The following is a 24,488-nucleotide window of genomic DNA, read 5'->3' as shown; positions in this document are numbered from 1 at the left end:
CGATGGCTTGATTTAGCCCAGTAATCTCTCCATCACGCTCTACGATGGCTTGATTTAGCCCAGCAATCTCTCCATCGCGCTCTACGATGGATTGATTTAGCCCAGTAATCTCTCCATCACGCTCTACGATGGTTTGATTTAGCCCAGTAATCTCTCCATCACGCTCTGCTATGGCTTGATTTAGCCCAGTAATCTCTCCATCACGCTCTACGATCGCTTGAGTCAGCCCAACAATCGCTCCATCACGTTCTGATATCGCATGTTTTAGCCCGGCAATCTCTCCATCACGCTCTTTCAAATCATGAGTGAGTCCAATAATAAAATTATTTGACTCACTCACTATGCTATTAAGTCCAGATATTTTCTTGTTACAATCATCAAGCCGCTGATGGCGAGCTCGAATGAATTTAATAGCTTTGATTGCTGTATCACATGCTTCCGTAGAAAATGAGTTTTTCACTATCGGTGGTTGCTTGTCATATCCAAGAAGGTCAAAATCTTGAGAATACAATGTCCTTATCAATTCTGCACTACGTTCAGAAACAAACTCGGGCATATAAGGAATTATACTTTCGTTAGAACGACGATTTTGAAATGGGCTCGGAATATATACCCCAAGATGCTCACGAAGCTGCAATGTTAGTTCTTCACACTCCTCTATTCTTGTCAGGCATGAATAGTTAATGAGGTCAGGTCTAAGTAAATCAACCTGAGGAGTCCAGTGTTGATCCCAATAGGACAGAGCTTCATTTAATGCAACATGTTCCAAAAATTGTTCGAATGCATTGGTTATATCAGATGCGCTTGCAATAGGATGGTGATAAAAATCAGTGCCGATATATCTATTCGCTTGTAATGGCTCTCGTACTAAAATCTTAGACTGCCATGCTGAAAATATTCTTTTATATGGATTTCGGACTACTGCAAATCGGAAAAAGGAATCCGACTCAAGGCAATTTTTTAAATCCTGAAAATTTATCCCGGTTACATTGGGAGCAACTCTGTGAGAATCATGAATAATAAGTTCAGGATCACTCTCGGCACTATCCGTTAGCTGCCTTAAATCATCAGAATAACCTTCCAAGGCAGCAAACCACCATTTTATAGTTGTACATGCAACTTTGGGAGTCGCTACATATAAAAGTTTATGACGCTCGGAGCGATAACTGCTCCACTGGAGATAATTACCAAGTTTTATTTTGTCTTGTTCAGACCAATCATCAATATTCACAGAAGCACCCTATTACATATCTGGAAAAGTATTAGCTACTTATACAACTACATGGCCATATTTCAAAGCTCAAGTATGATTTGCATAAAAAGTATAAAAGTTATATCTGAAAACTGCATCTACGTAGGAAGTTCAATGATAATTACAAATCAACCATTGATTTTTACAGCAGGTTCCGCTTCACGCAAATCCACATAACCAAAAGAATGGATTGCTTCTCCAGGGTTTACCCTAAACATGATTGCATCAACAATACGATGTGCACAATGAGGCTCTGTACTCGACCAAATACCACCACCTGAAAAATATACGCCAGGTAACAAATCCATACGAAATGTAAATTTCATTTCAAAATCCTGACCAGCCCTAACATTCTCCAGATAGAGCCCTTCTTGTGGGAAACGTTGCCCAGTAATTTCTATCCCGGAAACTGACTTGATATGTATACCAAAGTAGATACCTGAGAAATCTTTTAGAAAATGACCTGAAACAATAAAGTCGTACGTATTGCTCGACTGTAATATATTGACAACTTCATTGTTATTATTAATGATTCTTACCTCATTAATTATTGCGCCTTGACTAGGATAAATTGTTGTTGTCTCAGGTATTAGCCCTGGGTCATAGGCATCGTTAAGTTTATTTTTTTTAGCTTCTGTTTTGATGGTTATATTTGAGCATTCTTTTTTTTCTTCGATATTAACTTCTTGATTATGACTTGAGAACTCATCGCTAAGAAGTTCGCAAATAAAACGCTCTCGACTATCAATTGAAGCATAAAGTATCTTCTGATAAATACGCACAACAGAGGGTGAATCGCCAAACACGAGCTGGTTACCATGATCAAGTAGAAGCGTCCTATCGCACAGTTCAACTATGCTGGCAGACGAATGTGATACAAAGAGTATTGACGACCCCTTACTTTTGAGCTCCTCAAGTCTAGCAAAACACTTTCTTTGAAATTTTTCGTCGCCGACAGCAAGAGCCTCATCGACAACGAGTATATCCGGATCAACCATGGCCTGAACAGCAAATGCCAAACGAACAGTCATCCCACTGGAGTAAGTTTTTACTGGCCTTTCAATAAACTCACCGATGTCGGCAAAATCAGCAATATCATCAAAACGCTCATCTATCTCTTTATTGCTCAAACCTAATACTGCGCCATTAAGATATACATTTTCTCTGCCGGTAAATTCCGGATTAAAACCTGAACCAAGCTCCAATAGTGCGGCAATACGCCCTTTGGTATTAATGCTACCCGAAGTTGGATTCAACGTACCACAAATCATCTGTAATAGCGTTGATTTTCCACTACCATTACAACCAATTATACCAACTGTTTCCCCTTTTTTTACTTCGAAATTTACATTTCTAAGGGCCCAAAACTCTCTAAAATAATTTTGGCGCTCGACAATTCTCACCACACTTTGCATTCGGGGAAAAATAAACTGTTTTAAGCGGTCACGAGGTGTATCGTACACTTCATAACACTTACTAAGATTTTCGACTTTAATTGCAATATCAGAGAACATCCGCAAATCCTTTTCTAGTTTTTTGGAACCAAGCAAAGCCAACCCAAGCAAAGAACATTGCAACTAACCAATATGATAGTAATAAAGCAGGATCTGGTAATTCTCCCCAGTAAAGAACATCACGGGCACTCTCGATGACTTGGGTTAACGGATTAAGAAGAAGAAAATCTCGATATTGTTCTGGTATAGCACTCATAGGATAAAAAATTGGGCTCATAAACATCAAAGCAGTAGTGATGAGACCAATGAATTGTGAAACATCACGTAAAAATACCCCCAATGATGCAAGAATCCAACTAAGCCCCATAATAAAGAAGATAAAGGGTATAATCACTAACGGTAGTAGCAGAGCTGTCCAATGAGGAATACCTATCAATATGACATATGCAACAAACCAAACTAAAAGACTCAAAGCGGCATGATAGATGGCGGAGCAAAGATTGACAAAAGGTAGTATTTCCAGTGGAAAAACAACTTTTTTTACATAGTTAGGATTTCCTAGTATCAATCCGGGCGCACGATTAATACACTCAGCGAACAAATTAAAAATAATCAGCCCAGCAAATAGAATAAGTGCAAACTCTGCCTTTGATTCATTTACCGTACCCCAACGAGCCTTGAACACTTCGCTAAATACAAAAGTGTATATCGTCAACATAAAGAGAGGGTTTAGAAATGACCAAAACAGCCCCATCGTTGAGCCGCGGTAACGCCCCAACACCTCCCTTTTTGCCGAGGCACTAATTAGAGATCGGTTACGCCATATGCAGGCTATTGTTTCAATTGGTGTTGCAGGAAAATTACGCATTAAAATTACGGCTCCGTACTTGTAAATTCTTGATTATATATCTCATTATCTTGACCCTATCGAATACAATAACTATTCTTCATAACTTCTTTAAAAGTACGGCGCCAAGCAAACTTATATTTCCAGCAAATGTCTGGCGATAAATACCGCTGCGTTTAACATAAAGTAAACGAGACAGTAGGCCATATTCTCTTATTTTAGAAAAGTCAGCCAATCGCTTTTTGTTTTCATCAGTAAGACTTGGTTCTATATTTGCCAGAGCATTGATATGAATCTCATTCCAAGATTTTAGACGTCCTTGAAAGTGCTTTTTCATTCGAATAATTCTGGCGCGCAAAGAGTCATCACTACCAATGAGATTGGCTGTATGTTGGCGATAGCGAACAGTAGGCGTAGAGTCGTAAAATACTATTCCTCCACAGCCAGTCACGACTAAATATGCCCACCAGTCATGAATAACTATAGATATATTTTGGCCGGTTTGGCACAATAAATCTATTGTCGTCTTATTTAAAACCATCGTATTTCCACTTGCGATATTTTGCATAAGCGCATTAGAAAAACTCGGGGCTTTCTTATTTATTGTGGAAAGACCTATTTCATTATTGTTTTCATTGACTAACAATGTGCTCGAGCAATATAAAGCTGGTATGTTACTTTTAATCTTTTGTAGCCAATTCAATGCTCTCTCCAGCTTGGATGGAATCCAAATATCATCTTGATCTGAAAAAGCATAATAATCTGCTTCGAATGCCTTATTGCATATCAACGACATAAAATTTTTCGTTACACCTTGCCTCGGTCCTTCAACAATAGTAAGCTGGTTTTCTCTCCATTTATGTTTAAATTTTTCTAAAATATTTCTGGTATTATCTGTTGAACCATCATCGGAAGCAATGACAGCCCAATTAACATAGGTTTGCTCCTCAAATGAAATTAATTGTTCTTCAAGAAATTTTTCACCATTACAAGTACATATTAATATTAAAACATGAGGGTTCTCATTTTCTTTGAACATATTATTTGATTGCATGGATTAATAACCCTATGAATATCACTACATTAGTGGCAACAATGCTCAGCAGTCTGACTATTCGATATGCTATTAAAAAATACGAATTTGGCACTGACATAGTTCACCATCTGATCATTGATATCTAAAACTGCTGCATTATCAATGCCAACCAAACGCATAAATATGTTCAAAATAACTCAGCTACATCAAAAGTTCTAGATAGCATATCTTTTGAGGATAAGAGGGGACCAGGAGAGGTTATAGGCCAAGCAATGGCTAAACGAACATCGTTCCAAAGTATACTTCTTTCTGCAGACGGCTCGTAGTAGCTTGTTGTTTTGTAAAGAAATTCAGCTGTATCCGTTAACGTCACAAATCCATGAGCAAACCCTTCCGGGATCCACAATTGCCGCTTGTTTTCACCTGACAAGTGAACGCCAACCCACTGCCCAAAAGTTGGTGAGTTTTTTCGGATATCTACCGCTACATCAAATACCTCACCCGCTACACAACGCACCAGCTTACCCTGGGCATGGGGCGGCAATTGATAGTGCAAACCGCGCAATACCCCTTTTGACGATTTGGAGTGATTATCCTGCACAAAAGTTACCGGATATCCTACCGCCTCTTCAAACAACTTGTGATTGAAGCTCTCAAAGAAAAATCCACGCTCATCACCAAAGACTTTTGGCTCAAAAATAAGCACGTCAGGAATTGCTGTCTTGATTACATTCATCTGTCTATCCACATTAAATTCAATCTTTATAGGGGGAGCATATACCCTCCCCCTATATCACATCAGACTTTGGCAACCATTCTTAACAAATATTGGCCATACGCATTCTTTGCCAATGGCGCAGCAAGTTCACGCACCTGCTCGGCAGTAATGAATTTCTGGCGATAGGCAATCTCTTCCGGGCAGGCCACTTTCAACCCCTGACGCGTCTCGATGGTCTGAATAAAGTTGCTCGCTTCAATCAGGCTTTCATGGGTGCCAGTATCCAGCCAAGCATAACCACGGCCCATCATGGCCACCGACAGATTGCCTTGCTCCAGGTAAATACGGTTCACATCGGTAATTTCCAGCTCACCTCGGGGCGATGGCTTCAGGCTCTTGGCGATCTCCACCACGCTGTTGTCGTAGAAATAGAGTCCGGTCACCGCATAGTTGCTCTTGGGCTCCAGTGGCTTCTCCTCCAGAGAGATAGCGGTACCCTCTTTATCAAATTCAACCACCCCATAACGCTCGGGGTCATGCACATGGTAGGCAAAGACGGTTGCGCCACTCTCTTTGGCCGCTGCGGCTTCCAGCTGCTTCTGCAGGTCATGGCCGTAGAAGATGTTGTCGCCGAGTACCAGTGCACAGGGGTCTGATCCGATAAACTCTTCACCCAGAATAAAGGCTTGTGCCAACCCGTCCGGACTTGGTTGGACCTTGTATTGCAAGTTCAGGCCCCACTGGCTGCCATCACCCAGCAGTTGCTCAAAACGGGGGGTATCTTGCGGCGTGCTGATGATCAAAATATCGCGAATCCCGGCCAGCATCAGGGTGCTGAGCGGATAGTAGATCATCGGCTTGTCATAGATGGGCAGCAGCTGCTTGCTCACCGCCATGGTCACAGGATAGAGACGGGTGCCTGAGCCACCGGCCAGAATAATGCCTTTACGTTTGGTCATGATGCTTGTTTCTTATTTTTAAATTGCAAAAGAAAAGGGTGGCTTGTGGCCATGCCTTTTATGTTTTATCCCTGCCAGCCAGGGAGGCAGTCACTCCCCCCCTGACCAGTGATTTATTTGCCGAGGATCTCGGTCAACATACGCTCTACCCCGACCATCCAGTCAGGCAGCACCAGATCGAAGGTGCGCTGGAATTTACCGGTATCAAGGCGGGAGTTATGAGGGCGTTTGGCCGGGGTCGGGAAGGCACTGGTCGGCACTGCATTCAGTTGTGTCACCGCCAGTTCAACGCCAGCCTCTCTGGCTTTGGCAAACACCAGCTGGGCGTAGTCAAACCAGGTGGTGGTACCGGAGGCAATCAGATGGTACAGCCCGGCGACCTCGGGTTTACTCTGCGCAACACGGATCGCATGGGCGGTGCAATCGGCCAGCAACTCGGCGCCAGTCGGTGCGCCGAACTGGTCATTGATCACTGACATCTCGCTACGCTCTTTGCCAAAGCGCAGCATGGTCTTGGCAAAGTTGGCGCCGCGGGCGGCATAGACCCAGCTGGTACGGAAGATCAGATGACGGGAGCAGAGGGACGCACCTTGCTCACCCGCCAGCTTGGTTTCACCGTAGACGTTGAGCGGTGCAGTTGCATCGGTTTCCACCCACGGACGCTCGCCGCTACCATCGAACACATAGTCGGTGGAGTAATGCACCAACCAGGCACCCAATGCTTCCGCTTCTTTGGCGATCGCCGCTACACTGGTCGCGTTGAGCAGCTCGGCAAACTCCCGCTCGCTCTCCGCCTTGTCGACTGCGGTATGGGCCGCGGCGTTGACAATCACGTCCGGCTTGACCAGACGTACCGTATCGGCCACCCCTGCCGGTTTGCTGAAATCGCCACAATAATCGGTGGAGTCAAAATCAACGGCAGTGATGCGCCCGAGCGGGGCCAGTGCACGCTGCAGCTCCCAGCCTACCTGGCCGTTTTTGCCAAACAGCAGGATATGCATCAGGCACGCTCCCCGTAATTCTGCTCAATCCAGGATTGGTAGGCACCGCTCTTGACGTTACTCACCCACTGCTGGTTATCCAGATACCACTGCACGGTTTTGCGAATGCCCGACTCGAACGTTTCTTGCGGTTGCCAAGCAAGCTCACTGCTCATCTTGCTGGCGTCGATGGCATAACGACGGTCGTGGCCAGGGCGATCCGCCACATAGGTGATTTGATCGCGGTAAGAGCCCGCTTTGGGCACCATCTCGTCCAGCAAATCGCAGATAGTGTGTACCACCTCCAGATTCTGTTTCTCGTTATGACCGCCGATATTGTAGGTCTCTCCGACCAAGCCGGTAGTCACCACCTTGTAGAGCGCGCGCGCGTGATCTTCTACATAAAGCCAGTCACGAATTTGGTCACCCTTGCCATAGACCGGCAGCGGCTTGCCATCCAACGCGTTAAGGATCACCAGCGGGATCAGCTTCTCGGGGAAATGATAAGGGCCGTAGTTGTTGGAGCAGTTGGTGACGATGGTCGGCAGACCGTAAGTACGGCGCCAGGCGCGCACCAGATGGTCACTGGATGCCTTGGAGGCAGAATATGGGCTGCTGGGGGCATAGGGGGTGGTCTCGATAAAGAGCGGCAATGGTTCACCGGCAGCCACTTCATCCGGATGAGGCAGATCGCCATACACCTCATCGGTGGAGATATGGTGGAAGCGGAAGGCCGCCTTGCGCACCTCATCCAGGCCGTTCCAGTAGGCGCGAGCCGCTTCCAGCAACATATAGGTGCCAACGATATTGGTCTCGATAAAGTCAGCCGGCCCTGTGATGGAGCGGTCAACATGGCTTTCGGCAGCCAGATGCATCACCGCATTCGGCTGATGCTGGGCAAAAACCCGATCCAGCTCGGAACGGTTGCAGATATCTACTTGTTCGAAGGTATAACGATCGCTGGACGAGACATCGGCCAGGGATTCCAGATTGCCAGCATAGGTGAGTTTATCGAGATTGATAACGGAATCTTGGGTATCACGGATGATATGGCGTACAACAGCAGAGCCGATAAAGCCTGCGCCACCGGTAACGAGAATTTTCATAGATATGTTATCTCTTGCGAAGAGTTGATATGTGATAGGTGCGGACTGAAATGGAGTAAAACGCTGAAGAGCTGAAGCAATGTCTAAAATTCACTCAACATCCGAGAGCTGGCATTTTATTAAACAAAGCAAAAGTTACATTGATGACAGGCAAACATCATGGCTACCGCCCCTGGGTTACAGCCCCCAGTTTGCTGCTTTTAACCGAATTTTGTTTGCTGTTGGTCATCGTGTCCTCCAGCATTTTTATGTTTTGATGGTCGATAACAGTGTTACCCGCTCGTTTTTTATAGCCAAAAAGAGGGGTACCAAACCAAACGACACATAGCCTACCAGCCCGATAAGGGACAGATTCTATCTCGTTTTTTATAAACCTGCACACCAAAAAGTGCCTTCATCAAGGGTTTTGATCAAGATTCGATGGAGAACCACAAGCACTTGATGAACTCATCCGAATCACCTTTCAAAATCGAACAGATCACAGCCAAGTTACCGTTTTTCAGGCGAAAAAATGGAGCAACCGCTCGTGTTGCCCCATTTTATAGTCAGCTTCAACTGACTTATTTGTCAAATTGTGATCTGTCGCTCAGAACAGATGGACACGCTTTTGCTCAGTCACCTTTTGACTCAACTGCTGCAGCCATGCGCGCCTCTTTGCTCTGGTGGCTGGTGAAGTAACGCATCACCAGCACGAAGAAGAGCGGCACGAAGAAGATGGCCAGCACGGTGGCACTGATCATCCCCCCCATCACGCCGGTACCGATGGCGTTACGGCTGCTGGCACCGGCGCCGGAGCTGATCACCAGCGGCAATACCCCGAGGATAAAGGCGAGCGAGGTCATCAGGATCGGACGCAGACGCAGGCGTGCCGCCTCCACCACCGCCTCACCCAAGCTCATCCCCTTGTCGTAGAGCTCTTTGGCAAATTCCACGATCAAAATCGCGTTTTTTGCCGACAAGCCGATGGTGGTGAGCAGACCAACTTGGAAGTAGACGTCGTTCTCCAGCCCGCGCAGGGTAGCAGCCACAATGGCCCCCAGAACCCCGAGCGGTACTACCAGCATCACCGAGAACGGAATGCTCCAGCTCTCGTAGAGGGCCGCTAGACAGAGGAACACCACCAGCAAGGAGATGGCGTAGAGCGCAGGTGCCTGTGAACCGGCCTGACGCTCCTGGAAGGAGAGCCCGGTCCACTCGATACCCACCCCTTCCGGTAATTGTTTCACCATTTGCTCGATGGCAGCCATCGCATCACCGGTACTCTTGCCGGGCGCCGCCTCACCGACGATCTCCATCGCCGGCACACCGTTATAGCGCTCCAGACGGGGCGAACCGAAGCTCCACTCGGTGCTGGCAAAGGCGGAAAAGGGCACCATCTGACCGGCACTGTTGCGCACATACCAGAGTTTCAGATCTTCCGGGTTCATCCGGAAGGGGGCATCCGCCTGCATATAGACCTTCTTGATCCGGCCACGGTCGACGAAATCATTGACGTAGGACGAGCCCCAGGCAGTGGCCAGGGTGTTGTTGATATCCGCGATGGAGAGCCCCTGCGCCAGTGCCTTCTCGTAGTCGATCTTGATATCGAGCTGCGGCGTATCTTCCATCCCGTTCGGACGCACCCGCACCAGATTGGGATCCTGCGCCGCCATGCCGAGCAGCTGGTTGCGTGCCGCCATCAGCTTGTCGTGACCGATACCGCCGCGATCCTGCAGGAAGAAGTCAAAACCGGTCGCCGTCCCCAGCTCCGGGATCGGAGGCAGGTTGAAGGCGAACACTTGCGCCTCCTTGATGCTGAACAGATAGCCCATGGCACGACCGATAATGGCATTGGCGCTGCGATCCGGGCTCTTGCGCTCGCTCCAGTCCTTGAGCTTGATAAAGGCCATACCCGCGTTCTGGCCACTACCGGCGAAGCTGAAGCCGGATACGGTCAGCACAGAATCGACATTATCCTTCTCGTTTTTCAGGAAGTAGTCGCGCATGTCCGCCAGCACCACCTCGGTGCGCTGCTTGGTCGCCCCCACCGGCAGTTGCACCATGGACATGATAACCCCCTGATCCTCTTCCGGCAGGAAGGAGGTGGGCATCCGCATAAAGAGCACTGCCAGTACCGCCAGCATGGCACCGTAGATCAGGCTGTAGCGCACGCCCTGCTTGATCACCTTGCGCACGCCGCTCTGATAGCGGTTGGTACCGGCATCAAAGGCGCGGTTGAACCAGCCAAAGAAGCCGCGCTTGGCACCAAACTCGCCATGTTTCATCGGCTTGAGCAGGGTGGCACAAAGCGCCGGCGTCAGGATCAACGCCACCAGCACCGACAGCACCATGGCCGAGACGATGGTCAGCGAGAACTGGCGATAGATGGCGCCAGTCGAGCCGCCGAAAAAGGCCATCGGCACGAACACGGCGGAGAGCACCAACGCGATCCCCACCAGCGCGCCGGTGATCTGGGTCATCGACTTGCGGGTCGCTTCCAGCGGGGAGAGATCCTCCTCACTCATCAGACGCTCCACGTTCTCCACCACCACGATGGCGTCATCCACCAGCAGGCCGATGGCCAGCACCATACCGAACATGGTGAGGGTGTTGATGGAGAAGCCGAACGCCGCCATCACCCCGAAGGTACCGAGCAGCACCACAGGCACCGCAATGGTCGGGATCAGGGTGGCGCGGAAATTCTGCAGGAACAGATACATGACGCAGAACACCAGGAAGACCGCCTCGATCAGGGTCTGCACCACCTCCTCGATGGAGATCTTCACAAACGGCGTAGTGTCGTAGGGGTAGACGATCTCCATATTGGCCGGGAAATAATCCGAGAGCTCATTGAGCTTGGCACGCACCTTCTCGGCGGTATCCAGCGCGTTGGCACCGGTCGCCAGCTTGATGGCAACCGCGGCGGTAGACTGGCCGTTGTAGAGCGCATCGGCGTCATAGCTTTCGCCTGCCAACTCGACCCGGGCCACATCTTTCAGCCGTACCTTGGAGCCATCCTGATTCACCCGCAGCAGGATGTCGTTGAACTGTTCCACGGTAGAGAGACGGGTCTGGCCCATGATGGTGGCGGTGAACTGCTGATCTTCCACCGACGGGGTACCACCCAGCTTGCCGAAGGCCACCTGGGCGTTCTGCGCCTTGATGGCCGCCTGCACATCCCCCGGAGTCATCTGCACCCGGTTGAGTTTGTTGGGATCGAGCCAGACCCGCATGGAGTACTGGCTGCCGAACAAGGTGATGTCTCCTACTCCGTCCAGACGGCTCAGGGGCTCCTTGATGTTGGAGACCACATAGTCCGCCAGGTCGTCGTTGTTCATGCTGCCATCGCTGGAGATGAAGGCTGCGACCATCAGGAAGCTGCTGGAGGTCTTCTGTACCCGAATCCCCTGCTGCTGAACCTCTTGCGGCAGCAGCGACATCGCTTGCTGCAGCTTGTTCTGCACCTGAACCTGGGCGATATCGGGATCGGTCCCCGGCTGGAAGGTGAGGGTCACCGACACCCGCCCCGCGGAGTCAGACTGAGAGGACATGTAGAGCAGGTGATCCAGCCCGGTCATGTTCTGTTCGATGATCTGAGTTACCGAGTCTTCCACCGTTTTGGCAGATGCGCCCGGATAGCTGGCAGAAATACCGACAGCGGGCGGCGCAATGCTCGGATACTGGGCGACCGGCAATTTGATGATGGCCAGGCTGCCCGCCAGCATGATCACCAGCGCGATCACCCAGGCAAAAATGGGTCTGTCTATAAAAAATCGAGCCATGAGGCGATTACTCCATCCTACTTGTTGGCCGGGGTGCTGGACGCGGCTTGAGCAGACGGTGCATCAGCACCCTGCTCGGCGGGATTGACCACGGCGCCCGGTCGTACTTTCTGCAAGCCAGCCACGATCACCCGCTCGCCGGAGGTGAGCCCTGACTCCACCACCCAGTTGCTGCCGACGACCCGGCTCAGCTGCACGTTGCGCAGCTCCACCTTGTTGTCAGCGGTTACCACCATCACGGTGGCGCCGCCATTGGGGGTGCGAGTCACGGCAGTTTGCGGCACCAGCAGTCCTTGCGCCCGTTCTCCCTCTTGCAGGGTGGCGCGCATAAACATGCCGGGCAGCAGCAGCTGATGAGGGTTGGGCACAATCACCCGCAGGGTCACCATGCCGGAGGTCTCATCCACGGTCACATCGGAGAACTGCAGAGAGCCCTCTTCGCCATAAGTGGAGCCATCTTCCAGCTGGAAGGTCACCTTGGCCCCCTTCTGCTCGTCCTGGGTCAGCTTGCCCTCGGCGACCAGTCGCTTGAGGCGCAGCAGATCGGCGGTGGACTGACGCACATCCACATACATGGGATCGAGCTGCTGAATGGCGGTCAGGCTATCAGCCTGCTGGGCAGTCACCAGTGCTCCCTCGGTCACCGCGGATTTACCGATGCGGCCACTGATGGGGGCTGTGATGCGGGTGTAACCCAGATTGATCTCGGCAGTGCGCAGGGCCGCCTTGCTCGCCATGATCTCTGCCTTGGCCTGCTTCCAGCGGGCGTCGGCGTCGTCATAGTCCTGACGGCTGATGGATTTGACCTTGAGCAGCTCCTGATAGCGCTGGGCTTTGAGGCGGGCACTCTGCTCGTTGGCCTCGGCCTTGGCCAAATTGGCCTTGGCGCTGGCAACCGCCGCCTGATAGACAGCCGGGTCGATCTGATAGAGCAGATCGCCCGCCTTCACATCGCTTCCCTCGGTAAAGAGGCGCTTGAGGATGATGCCGCTCACCTGCGGACGCACTTCGGCCACCCGCAGCGGGGCGCTGCGGCCGGTCAATTCGGTAGTCAACATCAGCGGACCGCTCTGCAGGGTCACCACGTTGACCGCCGCGGGGGGCATGCCGCCCTGTCCCTGGGGTGCGCCCCCCTTGTCACCACAACCTGCCAGCAAGCCTGTAGCCAGCAAGGCAAGACCAACTGAACGAGCAAGAATATGTTTATGCATGAAACACCTGAGCCTTTGCCAGTCAATGAACAATCAGGGCCGCATGGGCCCTGTTGGTAAATAGTCGAAAGATGAGGCAATATACATACATTCATAAATGTATGTAAGTGACTTTTTGCTTGCATGAGGCACAAATTTCGATGGCCAGACGAACCAAAGAAGAGGCGCAGCAAACCCGCTGCCACATCATGAGCACGGCGCTGGATCTGTTCTGCTCTCAGGGCCTGGCCAAGACCAGCCTGACCGACATCGCCAGAGCGGCAGACCTGACCCGCGGGGCCATCTATTGGCACTTCAAGAACAAGGATGAACTCTTCATTTCGCTCTGGCAGGAGCTCTGCAGCCCCCTTGCCCACCAGCTCGATGCCTGCCTCAATCCAGATGAGCCGGATCCGCTGGGGCAACTGCGCCTCTTCTTCGAAGGGGTGCTCCACAGCTTCATTCACAATCCGGCCCAGCGGCAGATGTTCACCATCCTGTTCAATCTCGAATCGCTGGAGGGGGAAGCCATCTCATTGCGCGAGCATATCCGCAGCCAGTCCGCCAACTTCTTTCGGGACCTGGAAACCACCCTGGCCAACGCGGTACGGCGGGGCCAGCTGCCCGCCAACCTCAACCTGCAGCGCGCCGCCACCCTGCTCCACTGCACTCTGGATGGCTACATCATCAACTGGCTCCACTTTCCGGGGCGGATAGACCTGCAGAGTGAGTCCGGCTTCCTGATAGAGAGCATGTTCACCATGCTGGCCCAGCCCCACGGGCCTGCCTGCGGCCGCTAACCGGCTCCGGCAACGTCCTCACATCCAAATCGGGGCCTGACCGCGCGTTTTGGCAGTCAGGCCCCGATTTGTTACCCTGTGCGCTCCCTGCTTGAGGTAACCCCTGTGCCACACTCTGACACCATCCCCGCTTCCCGGCCATTGAACGACCAGCATGCCCGCGCTCGGGCTGCCTTTTTGGTGCGCCTTAAACCCGGTGCTCACCTGCTCAATGGTCAGTGCGGTACGGGGGAGGATCTCTGCTGGCTGCGTGCAGAAGGGTATGTGGTCACCGCCTGCGAAGCAGTGCTGGCTGACGCCAAAGTTGCCTCGCAGCAATCCGGACAAGCAGTGCGGGTCTGCCCGCTGGCGAAGATGCACTCGGTGCTCCCTTACGATGGCATCTGGCTGAGCCGCCCGCTTGATAGCGACGTGGCCACCCTTGTTCCCCAGTTGCAACAGCTGGCGACCCTGCTCAAAGCGGGTGCTCCGATCTGCTTCCCCCTGCCGCCAAGCGGCAAGATAAGTCACGCTCAGCTACAACAACTGGTCACCACATCCGGGATAGCGCTGCAACTGGCGCCGATGGAAGCCGTATCAGCCAGTACGTCAGATTCCTCAAGTCAAAACGCCACCCAGTACGTCATGTTGCTGCATGGCGATCATCAGGCCACCTAACGGGCTAATTCATCACGGATTTTCCAGTTCAGCGCCAAGCCGACAGCTAGTCGGCGATCTTGGCTTTCGACAATATTTAACTCGGCGTTAACGCATAAAAGGCAGACATAACACGGCTTACGTGTTAAAAAGCGTGATTAACATCAAAATTTAATAACAAAACAGACAATACAACCAACTCCGGATTTCCTTATGAAACTTGTCCTGAAACTCATTGCTGGCATCCTTGCCGGTCTCTTGCTCGGTCTCTACGCCCCTGAGTGGGTGGCGCGCGTGCTGTTTACGGCCAAGACAGTGATAGGTCAGCTGATCACCTTCACCATTCCGCTAATCATTCTGTTCTTTATCATGAGCGGCATCGCCAGCCTGCCGAAAAACTCCGGCAAGCTGCTGGGCAAAACCGTGGCCCTCTCCTACTGCTCCACCATTCTGGCGGGGCTGTTCGCCTTTACCGTGGCGAGCCACCTGATCCCGCAGCTCACCACCGCCGCCGAACCCACCACGGCCACGGCCATCAAGCTCGCCTCCTACGTCAATCTGGAGATCCCGCCGCTGTTTGGCGTGATGTCGGCACTGGCTGCCGCCTTTGTGTTCGGCATCGGCATCAGCGCGACCCAGGCCACCGATCTGCGCCGAGTCGCCGATCAGGGCCGTGACATCATCGACCGCCTGCTGGCCAAGGTAATCATCCCGCTGCTGCCGTTCTATATCGCCGGGGTCTTTGTCGAGATGACGGTAGAAGGCACCGTGTTCGCCACCCTGAAAACCTTCGGCGTGGTGCTGGTGATGGCGATCCTGATGCACTGGATCTGGCTCTCCGTGCTGTTTATCGGCACCGGTCTGGCCCTTGGCCGCTCACCGGCCCAGCTCATCAAGAACATGCTGCCCGCCTACTTCACCGCGCTGGGGACCATGTCGAGCGCCGCCACCATTCCGGTCGCCCTGCAATCGAGCAAGAACAACGGGGTGAGCGACGGCATCGCCAACTTCACCGTGCCGCTGTGCGCCACCATTCACCTCTGTGGCTCCACCATTACGCTGGTCACCTGCGCCACCGCGGTAATGTTCCTCTCCGAGCATCTGGCCATTCCGGGTATCGAGACCATGCTCCCCTTCATCATGATGCTGGGAGTAATCATGATCGCCGCCCCGGGCGCGCCGGGTGGTGGCGTGATGTCGGCGCTGGGTCTGCTCACCTCCATGCTCGGCTTCGGTGAAGCCTCCATCGCCCTGATGATCGCCCTCTATCTGGCACAGGACAGCTTCGGCACCGCCTGCAACGTCACCGGTGACGGCGTGATTGCCCTGTGGGCGGATCGCTTCGCCAACGGCAGCGAGAGCACAGCAAGTGCATCCCCTGTGGCCGAGGCCGAACAAGCGTAAGCTCGCCGGGAAGGCAACCGCCATCCGCTGCAAAAAACGCAGGCCCGAACCATGTTCGGGCCTGCGTCGTTTCTGCCACCTTTTCTCCTCTTCCCTGTTCGTCTCTGTCTTTATCTTTACTCCTCTCAGCCGTAAACAGCACTCGCGCGACCCGCTGCACCAGACAAATTATTGGCATATGCCACATATGAGCGTATAAATGGCGTATGCCAATTAGGAGCCACCATGCCAAGACCCAAGATTGCCCGCCAGATCTGTGGCCACCCCGCCAACAGCTGCTTCAAACCCAACGGCCGCCCCATGCATCAGCTGGAGCAGGTCACCCTGGCCCCTGACGAGTTCGAGGCATTGCGTCTCGTCGACCTTCAAGGAATGCAGCAGCAGGAGGCCGCCCTAGTGATGGGCGTCTCCCGTCAGACCCTGGCCAATATCCTGAAAAAAGGGCGCTACAAGGTGGTGGAGTGTCTGAGTCTGGGCAAGGCATTGATGATGCAACCCGCCGAGCCTAACCACCAAACCAGTGGAGAAGATCCGAAATGAATGCTGTCACAAACATCCCCTGTAACAGCGCTCTGATGCTGAGTCAGGGCCTGCTGGCCGGCCACTTTACCCGTGCCGAGCAGTTGCAGATCCTCAGCCCCGAAGGGAGCGTCATCGCCACCCTGGCCAACCCGGCCGCAGCCGAAGGCTGCCACGGCAAGCAGGGGCTGCTCGACGCCCTCGCCCATCATCAGGTGGGTCAGGTGGTGGTGCGCAATATCGGCGAGCGGATGCTGGGCCGCCTGCTGGCAGCCAATATCCGGGTACTGCAGTGCCGCTCTACCCGCCTGCCGCTACCCGCGCTGCTGGCCCCTGCCAATCTGCAACCTCTCACCGAGGCCAGTCAGGGCCGCCCGTCTCGCCGTCATCAAAGCAAGTCGGCGATCCGTGCCATCCAGCCTGTTGGCGCTGGCCAGAGTCATGCTCATTGTCATGGTGGTTGCAACAGCAGCTCAGGTCACTGTTGCGCCAGTGGTGGCAATCCGGCAGATAGCCCACAGCAAGACCATACTTGTTGTCACGGCAGTGAGGGCGCAGGCCAACAGGGCGGTTGCTGCCATCATCACTGATGCCATCGCAGTGCATGTCATCACCACTAAGGAGAAGAGATCATGTCCATCTGGTTGTTGAGCCTGCTTGCCTCGTTCGTGCTGATCCTGGCCATGGGCACCATCATCTGGTGGCGCCAATACCAGCTTGCCCAGAAGCGGGAGGATAAAGAGGTGCGCCCCTGTGGCTGCTCCAGCGCCTGCTCGGATCACCTCTATCAAATCAGCGAGCCGACGCCCAAAAAGTAACCTGGCCACGGCCGCCATAACCGCAGATACAAGTTCGGCAAAAAGAAGGCGCATGGAATAGAAAGGCGCATAAAAGAGAGGGGGCACCTGCCGGTGCCCCCTCTCTTGTTGTTCCTCGTCATGCTTGAACCGCCGCGTTGCCAGACGCGCTCACCACGCGCGCTCAACCCGGCTCGGCACCGCTGGCCGCCTTTCCCGCCGAACTGGCCGGATCCTGATACTGCTGATAGATGGCATAAAACTCGGCCTTGTTGTGCAGGGCCGCGGCAACACAGGCGGGATCAAACTGGCTGCCGGCATGCTCCTCCAGATAGGCAAACGCCGTCTCGAATGGCCAGGCCTGCTTGTAAGGGCGCTCGCTGGTCAGGGCATCAAACACATCGGCCACCGTTACGATGCGCGCCGCCAGCGGAATGGCCTCCCCCACCAATCCTTGCGGATAACCGGTGCCGTCGAAGCGCTCGTGATGATAGGCAATAATATTGGTCAGCATATCGGTGTGATGAATGCCATCGAGACCAAACTCGTTGATCATCAGGTTGATCATCTCCTGCCCCTTGCCGGGGTGGCTCTTCATCACCTCAAACTCTTCCGGCACCAACTTGCCCGGCTTGAGCAAAATGGCATCCGGCACCGCGATCTTGCCGATGTCGTGCAGCTCCGAGAAGAGATAGATAAACTCCACCTCCTCATCGCTCAACCCGCAACTCGGTGCCAGTGTCCTGGCGATCAGCCTGGAGTAGGCCGACATCCGGTGCAGGTGGTTGGCGGTCTCCTCATCCCGATAACGGCTGAACTCCCGCGCCGTGGTCAGCGCGCCGCCAAGGGTCTGGATGGAGAAAAACTCCACCGCAATGATGGCCGACAGCACCTGGGCATAGGCCGACAGCTCGCTTCGGATCGGCTCGTTGAAATAGCCCGGCTCCATCGCATCGCAGAACAGAAAACCAAACAGCTTGCTGTTGAACAGCAGCGGCTCGGTATAGCTGGAGGCATAGCCCGCCTCCAGCAGCTTGCGGCTGTGCTCCGATGCCGAGCCACGCAGAGCGTCGAGATTGCCAAGCACCCGGGGCTGCTTGTGCTCCGCCAGATAGCGCAGGGAGGGGACATCGCTCAACTTCACCTCATACTGCACCAGCGGCGAGTGCCCCTCGGTGCTGTGAGCGAAGGTCTTGAGCTGATCGGTATGGGGATCATAAATCGCGATGGCCACCCGGCTCAGCTTGTCAAAACGCTCGCGCAGCGTGGCATGCACGCTCTGCATTCTTTCGCCAAATGAACTTTCCATCGCCTTCTCCACAGTATCCCCGTGGTGGGAGTATAGTGACTCCCGTTGCAACCCTCCCTGCCATTGAGCCGAAAATGACAGGAAAGCCAACAAAGCGGGATCCCCGTAACAGGCCCCGCGACAGGGGCAATAGCCCTATCGAGGGTGCGTCATTTCCGGCCATTGGTGCGACCCAATCCTGCCTGCCCGGAGATATTGTTCGGTTCTGCCATGCTGGCTGTATAGTTTTTGGTTAACCATTCCGGTAAAATCCGCGCCCTTGAATAAGAGCCACCTAAGAGTGATTGAGCGATGTCCAACACAAAACAGGCCCCCAAAGTAGGATTCGTCTCCTTGGGTTGCCCCAAAAACCTGGTCGATTCAGAACGCATCCTGACCCAGCTGCGTACCGAAGGGTACGATGTGGTGCCCAGCTATGACGATGCCGAGCTGGTCGTCGTCAACACCTGCGGCTTTATCGACAGCGCGGTGCAAGAGTCGCTGGAAGCGATCGGCGAAGCGCTGGCCGAGAACGGCAAGGTGATCGTCACCGGCTGCCTTGGCGCCAAAGAGAATCAGATCCGCGAGATCCACCCCAAGGTGCTCGAGATCACCGGTCCCCACGCCTATGAAGAGGTGCTGGGTCACGTCCACAAATATGTGGAGAAGCCGCAGCACAACCCCTTCACCAGTCTGGTTCCGGCCCACGGCGTCAAGCTGACCCCGCGCCACTACGCCTATCTGAAGATTTCCGAAGGGTGCAACCACCGCTGCACCTTCTGCATCATCCCCTCCATGCGCGGGGATCTGGTGAGCCGCCCCATCGGCGACGTGCTGGCCGAAGCCAAGCGCCTGAAAGAGGCGGGCGTGAAGGAGCTGCTGGTGATCTCCCAGGACACCTCCGCCTACGGCGTCGATGTGAAGCACCGCACCGGTTTCTACGACGGCATGCCGGTCAAGACCAGCATGGTCGCCCTGTGCGAAGAGCTGGCCAAGCTCGACATCTGGGTACGTCTGCACTACGTCTACCCCTACCCGCACGTGGATGACGTCATCCCGCTGATGCGCGATGGCAAGGTACTGCCCTACCTCGATATTCCCTTGCAGCACGCCAGCCCGCGCATCCTCAAACTGATGAAGCGCCCGGGTACCGTCGAGCGCACCCTGGAGCGGATCCAGAAGTGGCGCGAGATCTGCCCGCAGATCACCCTGCGTTCCACCTTTATCGTCGGCTTCCCGGGCGAGACCGAGGAAGACTTCCAGATGCTGCTGGACTTTATCGACAAGGCGGAGCTGGATCGGGTCGGCTGCTTCAAATACAGCCCGGTCGAAGGGGCGCTGGCCAACGAGCTGCCGGATCCGGTACCGGAAGAGATTCAGGAAGAGCGCTTCCAGCGCTTTATGGAGCTGCAACAGCAGGTCTCCATCCGCAAGCTGGCTCGCAAAGTGGGTCAGGAGATGACCGTCATCATCGACGAGGTGGACGAAGAGGGCGCCACTGGCCGCTCTTTTGCCGATGCACCGGAAATCGACGGTCTGGTCTACCTCAACGGCGAAACCGGCCTCAAGCCGGGGGACATGGTCAAGGTGCGGATCGACGAATCCGACGAATATGACCTGTGGGCCAGCCTGATTGGCTAACCCTGCCATGGGTACACACGCCGCGCGTTGAGCCGATAGCGTTCAACGCAACTAAACAAAAAGCGCCTGATGGCGCTTTTTGTTTAACAACTACCGGCGATAAACTGCTAGCCGAGGTCGTGCAGCGCCTTGCCAAGGGGCGCAGTGAGGCGCAAGTCAGAGAAACGCACCGCCAGCCCCTGCCGCTCCGGCGTGCAGCACATCACCCCGATAAAGCAACTTTAGCCTGGCGGAAACGGGGCGAGGCGCAGCAGCGGCCACACCTTGCCATCTGAATGCGAAAGGGGACTCCCTCCGACGTAGGTGGGAGGGGAATTTCGCCGGGGCGTCAGCCCCGCTGGTTTTGAATGTATTGCTTGATCACCTCCAACGGCGCACCGCCGCAAGAGCCAGCAAAGTAGGAGCGTGACCAGAGCTCGGGCTTACTGTAAGCACCTCTTAAGTCCAGGAATTCATTGCGCAGTCGCCTTGATGTGACTGCCTTCAACGAGTTCACCAGTACCGATAGCTGTACTGTTGGGCCGTACTCTATCAGCATGTGAACATGATCAGCCTCTCCGTCACACTCTTTCAGTTCCGCGCCAAAGTCGTTACAAACCACAGTGGCATACTGATTGAATGCGGCAAGGTGTAAATCGCCCAATATCTTTTTTCGATACTTGGTCACAAACACCAAGTGAACATGGAGGAGATAAGCGGCATAGCGTGACTTATTGATGTTTATGACTTGCATTCAATGACTCTGTTCGGTGTAATGATGCGAAGAAATATTGCTACATACTGAGTATTGAATGCAAATTCTTAAAGCCTACAAATTCCGACTTGATCCGACTGAACAACAAGCACAACGCCTGCGCCAGTTGGGCGGATGTGCTCGTTATGTCTGGAATCACGGGCTGGCAGAAACCAAACGCCTTCTTGATGCTGGCGAAAAACTGCCTTCTGCTTTTGAGCTGAACCGGATGCTCACCAGTTGGAAGAAAGACCCGGAAATGGCCTTTCTGGTTGAGGCATACACCGACAACCTCCAGCAGAAACTCAAGGATTTGCACGGCGCGTGGATGCGCTGTTTTGATAAGAAACTCGCCGCCAAGGCTCCTGTTTTCAAGAAGAAAAGCGACAACAGAGACTCAATCAGATTTGTCAACTTCGACAAGTATTGCCGCCTTGAAAAAGGGCGAGTGAAGCTGCCAGCCGGGCTGGCTTGGGTCAAGTTCCGCCAGTCCCAGCTAGTTGAAGGGAAGATTAAAAACGCCACTGTCAGCCAAGCCGCCGGGCACTGGTATATCTCCTTTCAGGTCGAGCAGGAGCACCCCGAGCCAGTTCACCCGTCCGGCTCAATGGTCGGGCTGGATGCGGGTATCGCCAAGCTCGCAACCCTGTCAGATGGTACGGTGTTTGAGCCCGTCAACAGCTTCAAAACCAATCAGGCCAAGCTGGCAAGGCTCCAACGCCAGTTGAGCAAAAAAGTAAAGTTCAGCAGTAACTGGAAGAAGCAAAAAGCCAAGATCCAGCGGCTGCACTCACATATCTCCAATACCCGCCGCGATTACCTTCACAAGGTCACCACGACAATCAGCAAAAACCACGCGATGATTGTTATTGAGGATTTGAAGGTTTCCAACATGTCAAAATCAGCAGCGGGCACGACAAGCCAGCCGGGGCGCAACGTCCGGGCAAAATCAGGGCTGAATCGTTCGATATTGGATCAGGGCTGGTTTGAGCTACGCCGCCAGCTCGAATACAAGCAGGCATGGCGAGGCGGTCAGGTGCTGGTGATTAATCCGGCCTACACCAGCCAGCAATGCGCCTGTTGTGGGCACGCTGCGAAGGATAACCGCCTGACGCAAAGCCAGTTTAAATGCGTTGCGTGTGGTTATGAGGCGAACGCCGATGTGAACGGCGCTCGCAATATTTTAGCGGCGGGACACGCCGTTTTAGCCTGTGGAGGAGCGGTGCAAACAGGCCGCCCGATGAAGCAGGAACCCGGTACTGCGAGAGCAGCTATCACCCAGTAATGGGAATCCCCCTCCTGAGACGCGAAGCGCGAAGGTGGGGGAGGATGTCAAACCAGGTGCTGCGCCAAAAATCGGTCTGCTAGTCCGTTACCACCAGCAAACCGTCATCTGTCTGGTGCCATTCGGCGGGCTCATTGAGCCAGCGCCATTCCATCCCTTCCATCATCCTGCTTTGCTCCCTTTTATCCCGCGTAATCCCGCACAAATGGGGCTAGCCAACGCCTCGCCCGGTCACGACAGGTCATGGCTGCGCCTCTGCGGAACCCATAAAAGGAGTCAATAGTGTCGCTATTGCTGCCCCGATACAAGGCTTGTGCGTTGCGCCATCAGTGCGTCCCAAAAAGCGCGGGGGGCCTGATGGCCCCCCGCAAACACACCGGATGAGAAAATGCCTTACTTGGCGGCGCTATCCTTCACGCACTTCTGGACAAAGCTGTTCTTGGCCGCGCCAGCCAGCTTCTTGTCGGCTGCCGCCTTCTCGCACTTGGCCGCCGGATCCACCGCCGCGCCCGTCTTCACGCACTTCTGGATAAAGCTGTTCTTGGCCACACCGGCCAGCTTCTTGTCGGCGGCCGCCTTCTCGCACTCACCGCTCGCGGCGCCAGTGGCATCTTTCACGCACTTGCCGACAAAGCTGGTCTTGGCGGCGCCGTTAAGCTTTTTGGCTGCGGCCTGCGCCTCGCACTGCAACTGGGCTGCGTCGTTGGCAAAGACCGGATTGGCCAGCAGCACGCTGCCGCAGAGCAGGCCGAACAGGATGGTACGCTTCATGGGTGATCTCCTCTCTATCTGGTGATGTGTTTGCATGGTCATATTTGCATGACGATGTGTTGCAAATGGCTGTGATTGCAACATCTGATTGTTGCCGCAGATCCCCCGCCTCGCCAGCTTGGGAGCGGAGCAAAGGGCAACCATCGCCCGCACTATAGCGCCGATTGGCTGAGCGGGATGGTCCCCAGCCAACCCTTCCCCGACGGCAAGTCTGCCCCCAACTTTCCCGCCACGCCCGCCAACTCCAATAAAATCAAGGGCCATGGGAATCCGGTTCCCGGTCAGAGCGATTTGTTGAGCCAGCGCAAAAAACCAGTCATTACTGACACTTACGTCATTTTTTGACTGGCACGACCAGATTCGACTGGCTTAACATAGCCATCCGGTGCCTATTCATCAGTGATGGGCTGCTGCCCCGCTGGTTAATGGAGCATATTGGAAGCTGTAATCCACGGGCGGTAGCGTGGGTTTTGCACAGTGATTGATGCATTGCGTAGGTTGGCGCTGAGCGTAGCGAAGCCCAACACGCGAGCCCTCGGCCAGTTGGTGGCCATTCGGTGCAACCGAACAGACTGGATATTTCCGGAAAGGAGAACCATGCGCTATCGCCGAGCAACAACCAGTGGGGCATGTTGGTTCTTCACCGTCAACCTGGCTGACCGAAAGCAGGATCTACTGGTACGTCATATCGACCTGCTGCGCGAAGTGCTCCGCCACGTCAAACAGCAACACCCCTTCGAGATTATTGCCATGGTGGTGATGCCGGATCATCTCCATGCCATATGGCAACTACCGCCGGGTGACAGTAACTATCCCATGCGCTGGTCTCTAATCAAGGCCGGCTTTTCACGAAGTCTCGCCAAAACAGAGCGGATACGGGAGAGCCGACTCAGAAAACGGGAACGCGGTATCAGGCAACGCCGTTATTGGGAGCATCTGATCCGGGATGACAAGGATCTGCAAGCCCATGTCGATTACATCCATTTCAATCCGGTCAAACATGGTTATTGTGCCAAACCTGTCGATTGGCCTTACTCCTCCATTCATCGCCATATCGCCGCAGGATGGATAACGCCAGATTGGGCCATTGATAGTGACTCGCGTCGGGAATAATCGACTTGGGATATGTTGTAGGTTGGCGCTGAGCGCCGCGAGGCCCAACAAACGGGAGATATGATTTCCCAAATAAGATCATTTTTGACCATATAGAATCGATAACCAAAATCAAATCTAGGGAAGGTGCGAACAAGTGGATCGCACCTTCACCACGAACTCTTTGTCCGCATTTGAAATGCCCATCACTCCAAAAAC

Annotated in this window: 22 protein-coding genes and 1 pseudogene; 9 read left to right on the top strand and 14 right to left on the bottom strand. The window is 53.7% G+C overall.

Going from position 1 to position 24,488, the window contains the following annotated elements; all coding sequences use genetic code 11:
• The 10 genes from OKB77_RS02685 to OKB77_RS02640 form a co-directional block, all read right to left on the bottom strand.
• On the bottom strand, window positions 1-1,231 hold a 1,231-nt coding region (locus OKB77_RS02685; RefSeq protein ID WP_270816861.1), incomplete at its 3' end, for a sulfotransferase family 2 domain-containing protein.
• A gap of 149 nt (window positions 1,232-1,380) precedes the next feature.
• Window positions 1,381-2,766 carry an ABC transporter ATP-binding protein gene (locus OKB77_RS02680; protein ID WP_201951897.1) on the bottom strand — a complete coding sequence of 462 codons (1,386 nt, stop codon included), beginning with the start codon at window positions 2,764-2,766 and terminating at the stop codon, window positions 1,381-1,383.
• Window positions 2,756-3,574: an ABC transporter permease gene (locus OKB77_RS02675; protein ID WP_171268812.1), complete on the bottom strand. Its 819-nt coding sequence runs from the start codon at window positions 3,572-3,574 to the stop codon at window positions 2,756-2,758. The genes OKB77_RS02680 and OKB77_RS02675 overlap by 11 nt, the downstream gene beginning before the upstream one ends.
• A gap of 79 nt (window positions 3,575-3,653) precedes the next feature.
• Window positions 3,654-4,607 (bottom strand): glycosyltransferase family 2 protein, encoded by a 954-nt coding sequence (locus OKB77_RS02670; RefSeq protein WP_201951902.1) that lies wholly within the window; start codon window positions 4,605-4,607, stop codon window positions 3,654-3,656.
• A 169-nt stretch (window positions 4,608-4,776) separates the two neighbouring features.
• Window positions 4,777-5,325: a dTDP-4-dehydrorhamnose 3,5-epimerase gene (gene rfbC, locus OKB77_RS02665; protein ID WP_201951905.1), complete on the bottom strand. Its 549-nt coding sequence runs from the start codon at window positions 5,323-5,325 to the stop codon at window positions 4,777-4,779.
• A gap of 62 nt (window positions 5,326-5,387) precedes the next feature.
• Complete coding sequence (gene rfbA, locus OKB77_RS02660) at window positions 5,388-6,266, bottom strand: glucose-1-phosphate thymidylyltransferase RfbA (protein WP_201951908.1); 879 nt, start codon at window positions 6,264-6,266, stop codon at window positions 5,388-5,390.
• Window positions 6,267-6,379: 113 nt separating this feature from the next.
• Complete coding sequence (gene rfbD / locus OKB77_RS02655) at window positions 6,380-7,267, bottom strand: dTDP-4-dehydrorhamnose reductase (protein WP_201951912.1); 888 nt, start codon at window positions 7,265-7,267, stop codon at window positions 6,380-6,382.
• Complete coding sequence (gene rfbB / locus OKB77_RS02650; RefSeq protein WP_201951914.1) at window positions 7,267-8,352, bottom strand: dTDP-glucose 4,6-dehydratase; 1,086 nt, start codon at window positions 8,350-8,352, stop codon at window positions 7,267-7,269. The genes rfbD and rfbB overlap by 1 nt, the downstream gene beginning before the upstream one ends.
• Before the next feature lie 611 nt (window positions 8,353-8,963).
• Window positions 8,964-12,113, bottom strand: a complete 3,150-nt coding sequence (locus tag OKB77_RS02645) for an efflux RND transporter permease subunit (RefSeq protein WP_201951917.1) — start codon at window positions 12,111-12,113, stop codon at window positions 8,964-8,966.
• A 17-nt stretch (window positions 12,114-12,130) separates the two neighbouring features.
• Window positions 12,131-13,324 carry an efflux RND transporter periplasmic adaptor subunit gene (locus tag OKB77_RS02640; protein WP_201951919.1) on the bottom strand — a complete coding sequence of 398 codons (1,194 nt, stop codon included), beginning with the start codon at window positions 13,322-13,324 and terminating at the stop codon, window positions 12,131-12,133.
• A gap of 140 nt (window positions 13,325-13,464) precedes the next feature.
• Between OKB77_RS02640 and OKB77_RS02635 the strand changes: the two genes are divergently transcribed.
• From OKB77_RS02635 to OKB77_RS02610, 6 genes are all read left to right on the top strand, one after another.
• Window positions 13,465-14,103: a TetR family transcriptional regulator gene (locus OKB77_RS02635; protein ID WP_042657837.1), complete on the top strand. Its 639-nt coding sequence runs from the start codon at window positions 13,465-13,467 to the stop codon at window positions 14,101-14,103.
• Between the two features lie 105 nt (window positions 14,104-14,208).
• On the top strand, window positions 14,209-14,760 hold the full coding sequence (locus OKB77_RS02630; RefSeq protein WP_139436035.1) for a hypothetical protein: 552 nt from the start codon (window positions 14,209-14,211) through the stop codon (window positions 14,758-14,760).
• Between the two features lie 192 nt (window positions 14,761-14,952).
• Window positions 14,953-16,143, top strand: coding sequence for a dicarboxylate/amino acid:cation symporter (locus OKB77_RS02625; RefSeq protein ID WP_182970694.1), 1,191 nt, complete (start codon window positions 14,953-14,955; stop codon window positions 16,141-16,143).
• Between the two features lie 225 nt (window positions 16,144-16,368).
• Window positions 16,369-16,683 carry a DUF134 domain-containing protein gene (locus tag OKB77_RS02620; protein WP_201951922.1) on the top strand — a complete coding sequence of 105 codons (315 nt, stop codon included), beginning with the start codon at window positions 16,369-16,371 and terminating at the stop codon, window positions 16,681-16,683.
• Window positions 16,680-17,252 carry a NifB/NifX family molybdenum-iron cluster-binding protein gene (locus OKB77_RS02615; protein ID WP_201951925.1) on the top strand — a complete coding sequence of 191 codons (573 nt, stop codon included), beginning with the start codon at window positions 16,680-16,682 and terminating at the stop codon, window positions 17,250-17,252. The genes OKB77_RS02620 and OKB77_RS02615 overlap by 4 nt, the downstream gene beginning before the upstream one ends.
• 42 nt (window positions 17,253-17,294) lie before the next feature.
• Window positions 17,295-17,480: a hypothetical protein gene (locus OKB77_RS02610; protein WP_201951927.1), complete on the top strand. Its 186-nt coding sequence runs from the start codon at window positions 17,295-17,297 to the stop codon at window positions 17,478-17,480.
• A gap of 163 nt (window positions 17,481-17,643) precedes the next feature.
• On the opposite strand, the gene OKB77_RS02605 is transcribed toward OKB77_RS02610, so the two are convergent.
• Window positions 17,644-18,768: an HD domain-containing phosphohydrolase gene (locus OKB77_RS02605; protein WP_201951929.1), complete on the bottom strand. Its 1,125-nt coding sequence runs from the start codon at window positions 18,766-18,768 to the stop codon at window positions 17,644-17,646.
• Between the two features lie 291 nt (window positions 18,769-19,059).
• On the opposite strand from OKB77_RS02605, the gene rimO reads away from it, so the two are divergent.
• Window positions 19,060-20,388 (top strand): 30S ribosomal protein S12 methylthiotransferase RimO, encoded by a 1,329-nt coding sequence (gene rimO, locus OKB77_RS02600; protein WP_201951934.1) that lies wholly within the window; start codon window positions 19,060-19,062, stop codon window positions 20,386-20,388.
• Window positions 20,389-20,495: 107 nt separating this feature from the next.
• On the opposite strand, the pseudogene OKB77_RS24035 reads toward rimO, so the two are convergent.
• Together OKB77_RS24035 and tnpA are read right to left on the bottom strand one after the other, a co-directional pair.
• A pseudogene (locus tag OKB77_RS24035) lies at window positions 20,496-20,663 on the bottom strand (DUF1349 domain-containing protein); the annotation flags it as partial.
• Between the two features lie 53 nt (window positions 20,664-20,716).
• A complete protein-coding gene (tnpA, locus tag OKB77_RS02595; protein WP_064341427.1) occupies window positions 20,717-21,121 on the bottom strand; it encodes an IS200/IS605 family transposase in 405 nt (134 codons plus the stop codon).
• Between the two features lie 58 nt (window positions 21,122-21,179).
• On the opposite strand from tnpA, the gene OKB77_RS02590 reads away from it, so the two are divergent.
• Entirely contained in the window at window positions 21,180-22,406 is a 1,227-nt protein-coding gene (locus OKB77_RS02590) for an RNA-guided endonuclease InsQ/TnpB family protein (protein ID WP_064341426.1), read from the top strand.
• A 393-nt stretch (window positions 22,407-22,799) separates the two neighbouring features.
• On the opposite strand, the gene OKB77_RS02585 is transcribed toward OKB77_RS02590, so the two are convergent.
• Window positions 22,800-23,177, bottom strand: coding sequence for a hypothetical protein (locus OKB77_RS02585; protein WP_064341425.1), 378 nt, complete (start codon window positions 23,175-23,177; stop codon window positions 22,800-22,802).
• A 597-nt stretch (window positions 23,178-23,774) separates the two neighbouring features.
• Here OKB77_RS02585 and OKB77_RS02580 point away from each other — a divergent pair.
• Entirely contained in the window at window positions 23,775-24,290 is a 516-nt protein-coding gene (locus tag OKB77_RS02580) for an REP-associated tyrosine transposase (protein ID WP_201951937.1), read from the top strand.
• Window positions 24,291-24,488 lie beyond the last annotated feature (198 nt).

The sequence above is a fragment of the Aeromonas sp. Y318-3 genome (assembly GCF_027706185.1).
Taxonomy (GTDB): domain Bacteria; phylum Pseudomonadota; class Gammaproteobacteria; order Enterobacterales; family Aeromonadaceae; genus Aeromonas; species Aeromonas veronii.
Note: the sequence above shows the minus strand (reverse complement) of the source record. Positions and strands in the feature narration are given on the sequence as shown.

What these genes read in the sequence shown, in the direction of transcription:
- OKB77_RS02645 (WP_201951917.1), bottom strand. Translation starts at nt 12,113, where the DNA reads ATGGCTCGATTTTTTATAGACAGACCCATTTTTGCCTGGGTGATCGCG.
- OKB77_RS02635 (WP_042657837.1), top strand. Translation starts at nt 13,465, where the DNA reads ATGGCCAGACGAACCAAAGAAGAGGCGCAGCAAACCCGCTGCCACATC.
- OKB77_RS02610 (WP_201951927.1), top strand. Translation starts at nt 17,295, where the DNA reads ATGTCCATCTGGTTGTTGAGCCTGCTTGCCTCGTTCGTGCTGATCCTG.
- rfbA (WP_201951908.1), bottom strand. Translation starts at nt 6,266, where the DNA reads ATGACCAAACGTAAAGGCATTATTCTGGCCGGTGGCTCAGGCACCCGT.
- OKB77_RS02615 (WP_201951925.1), top strand. Translation starts at nt 16,680, where the DNA reads ATGAATGCTGTCACAAACATCCCCTGTAACAGCGCTCTGATGCTGAGT.
- OKB77_RS02670 (WP_201951902.1), bottom strand. Translation starts at nt 4,607, where the DNA reads ATGCAATCAAATAATATGTTCAAAGAAAATGAGAACCCTCATGTTTTA.
- OKB77_RS02605 (WP_201951929.1), bottom strand. Translation starts at nt 18,768, where the DNA reads ATGGAAAGTTCATTTGGCGAAAGAATGCAGAGCGTGCATGCCACGCTG.
- OKB77_RS02640 (WP_201951919.1), bottom strand. Translation starts at nt 13,324, where the DNA reads ATGCATAAACATATTCTTGCTCGTTCAGTTGGTCTTGCCTTGCTGGCT.
- tnpA (WP_064341427.1), bottom strand. Translation starts at nt 21,121, where the DNA reads ATGCAAGTCATAAACATCAATAAGTCACGCTATGCCGCTTATCTCCTC.
- rfbC (WP_201951905.1), bottom strand. Translation starts at nt 5,325, where the DNA reads ATGAATGTAATCAAGACAGCAATTCCTGACGTGCTTATTTTTGAGCCA.
- OKB77_RS02625 (WP_182970694.1), top strand. Translation starts at nt 14,953, where the DNA reads ATGAAACTTGTCCTGAAACTCATTGCTGGCATCCTTGCCGGTCTCTTG.
- OKB77_RS02580 (WP_201951937.1), top strand. Translation starts at nt 23,775, where the DNA reads ATGCGCTATCGCCGAGCAACAACCAGTGGGGCATGTTGGTTCTTCACC.
- rimO (WP_201951934.1), top strand. Translation starts at nt 19,060, where the DNA reads ATGTCCAACACAAAACAGGCCCCCAAAGTAGGATTCGTCTCCTTGGGT.
- rfbD (WP_201951912.1), bottom strand. Translation starts at nt 7,267, where the DNA reads ATGCATATCCTGCTGTTTGGCAAAAACGGCCAGGTAGGCTGGGAGCTG.
- OKB77_RS02675 (WP_171268812.1), bottom strand. Translation starts at nt 3,574, where the DNA reads ATGCGTAATTTTCCTGCAACACCAATTGAAACAATAGCCTGCATATGG.
- OKB77_RS02590 (WP_064341426.1), top strand. Translation starts at nt 21,180, where the DNA reads ATGCAAATTCTTAAAGCCTACAAATTCCGACTTGATCCGACTGAACAA.
- OKB77_RS02680 (WP_201951897.1), bottom strand. Translation starts at nt 2,766, where the DNA reads ATGTTCTCTGATATTGCAATTAAAGTCGAAAATCTTAGTAAGTGTTAT.
- OKB77_RS02620 (WP_201951922.1), top strand. Translation starts at nt 16,369, where the DNA reads ATGCCAAGACCCAAGATTGCCCGCCAGATCTGTGGCCACCCCGCCAAC.
- rfbB (WP_201951914.1), bottom strand. Translation starts at nt 8,352, where the DNA reads ATGAAAATTCTCGTTACCGGTGGCGCAGGCTTTATCGGCTCTGCTGTT.
- OKB77_RS02585 (WP_064341425.1), bottom strand. Translation starts at nt 23,177, where the DNA reads ATGAAGCGTACCATCCTGTTCGGCCTGCTCTGCGGCAGCGTGCTGCTG.